At 66.0% G+C, this 615-nt stretch carries 2 protein-coding genes; both read right to left on the bottom strand.

Translation table 11 applies throughout. The features are described 5' to 3' along the window. A partial coding sequence (locus tag IMZ11_RS43305) for an acyl-CoA dehydrogenase family protein (protein WP_228649475.1) occupies positions 1-253 on the bottom strand: 253 nt, incomplete at its 3' end. Next, positions 254-615: acyl-CoA dehydrogenase family protein (locus tag IMZ11_RS43300; RefSeq protein WP_255708179.1), on the bottom strand; the 362-nt coding region annotated here is incomplete at its 5' end.

Here is a 615-nt window from a genome sequence, read left to right as displayed (position 1 = left end):
GTTGCACGGCGTTCAGTGCGCCGACGGCCAGCACGGCACCGCCCAGGTAACCGGTGACCGCGGCGGCCCGGCCCAATTCCTCACAGATCACCGCGACCTCGGCGAACGTGGCGCCAGCACCACCGGCGTGCGCGGACGCGTCCAATCCGACCCACCCCGCCGAGATCAACAGCGGCCAGTAGACAGTGTCCTTGGCGAGCAGATCGGTTGCCACCGAACGTAATTCGTCGTGCAACTCGGAGAATTCGCTCATCTACACCGCACTCGGTTCTCGGGGCAGGCCCAACCCGCGCTCACCGATGATGGTGCGCTGGATCTCGCTGGCTCCGCCGGGGATGGTCCATTCCCACGATCCGATGAAATCGAGCATCCACGCACCCGACTCCCAGCCGCTGGAGGCCGGTTTGGTCAGCACGGTGTGCGCGTCCAGGCCACTGATCTCCGCGCCGAAATCGGTCAGCCGCTGCAGTAATTCGCTGTAGTAGAGCTTGACGATCGAGGCGTCGGCCGGTCCGGCTTTCCCTGCCTCGGTACGCTCCACCAGATCCCGGCACAGCCCACGCAGGCCGGTCAGCTCGATCTCGAACTGCGCCATCCGGTCTGCCACCACCGGAT

Source organism: Microtetraspora sp. AC03309 (assembly GCF_020826795.1).
GTDB lineage: Bacteria > Actinomycetota > Actinomycetes > Streptosporangiales > Streptosporangiaceae > Microtetraspora > Microtetraspora glauca.
Note: the sequence above shows the minus strand (reverse complement) of the source record. Positions and strands in the feature narration are given on the sequence as shown.